This window comes from Streptomyces capoamus (assembly GCF_014654935.1).
GTDB lineage: Bacteria > Actinomycetota > Actinomycetes > Streptomycetales > Streptomycetaceae > Streptomyces > Streptomyces capoamus.
This window is the reverse complement of record NZ_BNBF01000001.1, coordinates 45,472-51,041: the sequence shown is the minus strand read 5'-3', so window position 1 is coordinate 51,041 and position 5,570 is coordinate 45,472. Positions and strand designations below refer to the sequence as shown.

The 5,570-nt window shown below is 73.8% G+C and carries 5 protein-coding genes; 1 reads left to right on the top strand and 4 read right to left on the bottom strand.

Annotated elements, in window-relative coordinates:
- From IE312_RS00250 to IE312_RS00240, 3 genes are all read right to left on the bottom strand, one after another.
- A partial coding sequence (locus IE312_RS00250; protein WP_229898784.1) for a CorA family divalent cation transporter occupies positions 1-949 on the bottom strand: 949 nt, incomplete at its 3' end.
- Between the two features lie 48 nt (positions 950-997).
- Entirely contained in the window at positions 998-1,423 is a 426-nt protein-coding gene (locus IE312_RS00245) for a DUF7144 family membrane protein (RefSeq protein ID WP_189977096.1), read from the bottom strand.
- 148 nt (positions 1,424-1,571) lie between these two features.
- Positions 1,572-2,915: a hypothetical protein gene (locus IE312_RS00240; protein ID WP_189977094.1), complete on the bottom strand. Its 1,344-nt coding sequence runs from the start codon at positions 2,913-2,915 to the stop codon at positions 1,572-1,574.
- 198 nt (positions 2,916-3,113) lie between these two features.
- Here IE312_RS00240 and IE312_RS00235 point away from each other — a divergent pair, with 198 nt between their 5' ends.
- Entirely contained in the window at positions 3,114-3,692 is a 579-nt protein-coding gene (locus IE312_RS00235) for an ion channel (RefSeq protein WP_189977092.1), read from the top strand.
- A gap of 85 nt (positions 3,693-3,777) precedes the next feature.
- Here IE312_RS00235 and IE312_RS00230 read toward each other — a convergent pair.
- Positions 3,778-5,570, bottom strand: a 1,793-nt coding sequence (locus IE312_RS00230) for a winged helix-turn-helix domain-containing protein (RefSeq protein ID WP_229898782.1), incomplete at its 5' end; no start/stop codon positions are given.

Here is a 5,570-nt window from a genome sequence, read left to right as displayed (position 1 = left end):
GCAGTCTGCGCCAGGCGCGGGTGCGGTGGAGCACGTAGAGGCAGACCAGCAGCACGCACGCCTGGAGCCCTATGGCCAGCAGCCAGAAGACCACCCTGCTCTCCAACTCGTTGGTCATGAAGGCGAAGTTCATGCCGAAGAAGCCCGTCAGGAACGACAGCGGCAGGAAGATCACGGACACGATGGCCAGCCGGTTGATCACACCGTTCTGCTCGCCGGCGATCAGGGACCCGTAACTGGCGAAGGCCCGGCGGGCGGCCTCCTGCAGGGACTCGATGTCCGCGAGCACCAGCCGGGCCGCGCGCTGGAACTCCTGGGCGAGCCGCTGCCGCTCCACCGGGAAGTCGCGGCTCATCATCCTGCGGGTGACCATCTCCTCGACCACCTGCAAGTACGGCAGCAGCGAGTGGTGCAGCTGCGCGGCCCGGCGGCGCAGCCGGGACAGGCGGTGGACCTGCTCGGGGCGTCGCCGCGCGAACATCTCGTCCTCCAGCTCCTCCACCTGGAGCAGGGCGCTCACCGTGGCGCGGCGGAACGTCGCCAGCGCCTCCTGGAGCACCAGGAACAGCGTGGCCACGGCATCGCGCGGCTTCTCCCGGCGCAGCTGCGTGGTCAGGTCCTCCGCCAGGGCGGCCCACTCCCGGTGGGAGACGACCAGGTAGCGCTCACCGGCCAGGACGTGGAGATGGACGATCCGGCCCCCATGGACCACCGGAACGACGAAACCGGCGGTGTCGCCCAGGAATTCGGCCCGCGCGGCCTCTCCCTTCCGGCCGAACCAGGCCAGCTGCTCGGCGTCGAGCCCGAGCCGACGGGCCAGTGATCCGTCCTCCGGGCACTCCTCGGCGGACTGCTCGACGTCGAGCAGCAGGAACGGATCGAGGTCGAGGCGCTGGCGTGCCTCGGCCACGGAGAGGCGCGTGGTGGCCCCCTCCGGCATCGACACCATCCGTACGATCATCGCGCTGCCCTCGTCCGTGCCCCGGCACCCGGGTCCTCAGTCGGACAGGCCGGAGGCACCTCGCCGCCCCACGCACAGGGCCCAGATGACGAACCCGGAGAACGCCATCAGGACGATCGACCAGACCGGGTAGTACGGCAGCGAGAGGAAGTTGGCGATGATGACCAGCGAGGCGATGGCGACTCCGCCGATGCGTGCCCAGCGGGCGTCCCCGAAGAGGCCGAAGCCCACCAGCAGCGCGACGACGCCGAGGATCAGATGGATCCAGCCCCAGCCGGTGAGGTCGAACCTGAAGACGTAGCCGCGGGTCGCGAGGAAGACGTCGTCCTGCGCGATCGCCATGATGCCGCGGAAGATGTCCATCATTCCGGCGAGTACGAGCATGACCGCGGCGAAGACCGTGAGGCCGGTGGCCCATTGCTGTTTCGCGGTGGGTGTGGACGCGGTGGGTGCGGCGGGCATCGTGCCACCTCGATTCTGTGCCGTGCGCCGTCTTCGGCGCGCCGCGGCGCACGGGGTTCCGTCCGCGTGGCCGGTCCCGGCAGCCGTTCCGTACGCCCAGCGTGAGCGGGGCGGACCACGGCCGCCTCACCCGTTGCGGGTGAATCCGTCACGCCGGCCGGCCGTCCCGCTCGGGCACCGGCCCCGTCGCCGCGGCCAGCACCGCCGTGACGGCGAGCACGGCCACGACCAGCAGCAGGACCAGCGCCACCGCGCCGACCGTGGGGTGGTTCCACAGCACCAGCGCCAGGACACCGGCCCCGATGGTCACGCCGGTGGTCCATGACCGGTGAGTGGCCAGCCACCGTCCGAAGTGACCGGTGTGCACCCCGGCTCCGCTCAGCTCCCGCCCCGCCGCCGTGGTGCCCCTGCGCGCCGCGGACCGCACGGCCCGGGCCGCGCGGCCGGGCCCGTACAGCCAGGCCGCCAACGCCGTGATCACGCAGACGACGAGCAGCGTGCGGACACTGTCGCGCAGGAAACGGACGAAGGTGTCGTAGATCACCGCCGCCGCGTCGGGCGGCAACGTGGTCGGCGGGACGGAGTCGAGGTAGACGCGCCGTACGACGATCAGCGCCACGAGCAGCACGACCATCATGGCGCCGACGCCGAGGGCGGTGACCATCAGCATCACCCGGTGTCCCGGGGCGGTCCACACGGCCGCGGCGGCCGCGGCGAGGGCCAGTACCGGAACCCACACACCGAGGATGTCGAGCAGCCGCATCGCGTTCTGCGCCTTGCGCAGTTCGCCGGTGCGGAACAGGGTGACCGAACGGTCGATCTGCGGGATCGCGGCGGCGTGCTGGAAACCGGCCTCCACGAGGCGCTTCTGTAACTGGTCGACCACCACCCCGATGTCGAGCTGGACGGTGTCGCCCTGCGCCCGGAGCGCTCCCTGCCCTTGTCCGGTGAGCATGCCGACCACCGAGGACTGTGCCCGCCTGTTGCCCGCCACCCAGGCCTGCTCGAAGACATCGCTGGCCACGACGCGGTGAACGGCCCGGTGCACGACCGTCCGCAGGGCCGAGCGCAGCGGACCGGTCAGCTCCCCGGCCGCGTCGACCACGCGGGGCGGCGCTCCGTTGTCCGCCAGCACCTTGGTGAGCGAGGCCGTCACGGCCTGGACGTCGACCTGGCTCACCACGCGTTCGGTCAGCCGGTCCACGAGGGCGTCCTGGACGGCCGGCTCCGAGGCGAGCGGCGCCACGGTCTGCACGTACCGGTCGGTGTCGGCGACCGTGTCGTGCACCCAGACCGCGACGACGGCCAGCGGGGCGAGCACGAGCGTGAGCACCAGGAGGACCGATGCCCCCAGTCGGCGCAGGCGCCGGTGGCGCTGACGCGCGGCACTGCGGAGCCGCAGGTACTCGGCGTGTTCGCCGGCGGTCAGGAGGTGACCGTCCGGTGCGGGCGGGTCCGCGCCGGCCGGTCCGGAGGCGGTGCCGGGGTCCATGGTCCTCCTTCGCGGGGCGTGTCGTCGACGGCGTCGGGGGCCCGGGCCGGGAAAGGGCTTCTCACCGGGCCAGGGTGCCGCCGACCGGAGGCCGTGGGGTCACCCACGGCGGGTGATCCGTGTGCGGGACCGGCACGGTGAGGTGGGTTCGTGGGGCCGCCGGCCGGCCCTGCGCACAGCGGACGAAGAGGGTGGCGGATGAGCGGTCCACTGACTCCCGGGAAGCGACCGGTCCCGCCGGAGGCGCCGGCACCTTCCCTCCGGCCGGGTCCCTGGGCCACGGCCGTCTCGGTCCTCCGCTCGGCCGGTGTCGCGGCCGGCCTCGTCACCGCCTACTACCTGCTGCCGCTGGACTGGCACGGCGGGGACCTCACCGCTGTCACCCTCGTCGGGGGTCTGGTGGCGGCCGGCCTCTTCTTCGGATGGGAGGTGTGGCTCATCAAGCGCTCGCCCTCGCCGCGACTGAAGGCCGCCGAGGCCGTGTCCGCCACCGTGTCGCTGTACCTGGTCCTGTTCGCGAGCGGCTACTACCTGCTCGAACGCGCCGTGCCCGGCTCCTTCGACGAGCACCTCGACAGGACCGACGCGCTGTACTTCACGTTCACGACGTTCACCACCGTCGGCTTCGGTGACATCTTCGCGGTCTCCCGGACGGGAAGGGTGCTGGTGATGTGCCAGATGACATGCACTCTGCTGATCGTGGGCCTCGCCGTACGCGTGCTCACGGCCGCCGTGCGCGCCGGCCTCCGGCGCCAGGGGCGGGGCACGCCGGAGTGAGGTCCCTTGGGCGAGGGGGGACGGTGTGGCTCGGTAGCGCTCCGGAGGCGACGGCCGGGCCGGCCTCCGCCCGCGGCGCGCGCCGTCACAGCAGCCCCAGGTCCCGCGCCCGGCGCACCGCGTCGTGACGCCGGTTGACGGCCAGCTTCCGGTAGGCGCTCTTGAGGTGGGTCTTGACCGTGTTCACCGACAGGTACAGGTCGGCGGCGATCTGCTCCGTGGACATCATCTGCGCCAGCCGGCGCAGGACGTCGCGTTCCCGTTCGCTCAGCTCCTCGACCAGCGGTGGCGCCGGCCGCCGGCCGCCGCGCGCCGGGCGCCTCCCGGTTCCGCAGGGGAGCCGGTCCTCGGCCGGTGCGCCCCTCGACAGGGTGCGCAGCCACGGCCCGGCGTCCGCGAAGGGGCGCCGCAGCCGCTCGCGGCGGGCTTCCCGGAGCGCCCGCGAGACCAGTTCGCGCTGGGCGGCACGGTCTCCGTCGCCGCCTGCCAGCTGGGCTCCGACCAGTGCGGCCCGCACGGTGACGGCGGGGCCGACGTCACCGTGCGCCCGGATCCTGTCCAGCAGTTCGGCCGCGGCCTCGGGTCTGCCCGCGGCCAGTTCCGCCTGCGCGGCCCCCACGAGGCACACCGGTTCGTCACCGGGCGCGTCCGCCAGCAGCTTGACGGCCGCCTCCGGCCGGTCTTCGGCCAGGTGGGCGGCCGCGGCCACGGAGGCCGCGTGCGCTTCGGCCCAGGGGGACGCCACGTCGGCGATGACGGTCCGGTCCGCCACGTCGAGTGCGGCCTGCGTGTCGCCGCGGGCCAGCAGCATCCGCCCGGTGACGATGGCCCGCCCCGCCTGCGTCACCGGGTCCGGCGGCGGGTGCCGTGCGTCCACCGCCGCGTCGAGGAGCTGTTGGGCCCGGTCCAGTTCGTCGCGTTCGACCGCCACCGCGGCCAGGACCAGCGATGCCAGTCCCGGCCCGGGGGCCGGGGACGGGCCGCCGCGGTCCGCCGGGGTCACCGTCGCCCACGCCTTGCGCTCGGCCCTGCCCGGCCAGCCCCTCAGATAGTCGATCAGGGCCAGGTGGGCCAGGCACTCCCGGCGCGCCTGCGCCGTCGCTCCCGTCCCGTCGGAGTCGACCACCGTGGTCAGGGCCGCTCGGGCGGCGTGGACACGGCCCGCCCACAGGCGTGCCGAGCCGAGATGGGTGAGCAGGAGTGCGATCAGCTCGGGGTGGGCGTCGAGGAGCGTGCCCGGCACTGCGCGCCGCACCTGCTCGGCGACCTGTGCCGCGCGTTCCGCCCGTCCCGGCGCACCCGTCAGGCGCGCCACCAGGGCTTCCAGGAGGGCGCAGCTCAGCCGGGCCGCGGCCAGGTCGGCCGGATCGTCCTGCGCCGACCCGGCCTGCGACGCCAGGGACCGTACCGCCCGTCGCAGCAGGTCGGAGCCCCGTGCGACCTCGTGACGGGACAGCGCGCAGGCCGCGCGGACGATGTCCGTGGCCGGACCGGCCGGCTCGGGTCCCATCCGGGAGAACAGCTCGGTCAGACCGACGGAGTGCGGGCCGGTGAAGACCTCCCCCAGGGCGAGATCCCCGATGAGGGCGCCGGCGGCGGTCTCCCAGTCGTCCGCCGCGGTCGCGTGGCCGAGCGCTTCGCCGAGGGACCCCGAGCGCCGCAGCCAGCGTGCCGCACGGCGATGCAGCTCGGCCTCCAGCTCCGGGGAGCGCACCCGGAGCTGGGCGCGGAGGATCTCCCCGAACAGCGGGTGGAGACGGAACCAGGCGTGCCCGAGGTACTCGACGAAGGCGTTCTGCCCGTGCAGAGCGGTCAGGACGCGTTCGGCGTCGGTGCGCCCGGTGAGGGCGTTGACGAGGTCGGGGCAGAAGCGGTCGA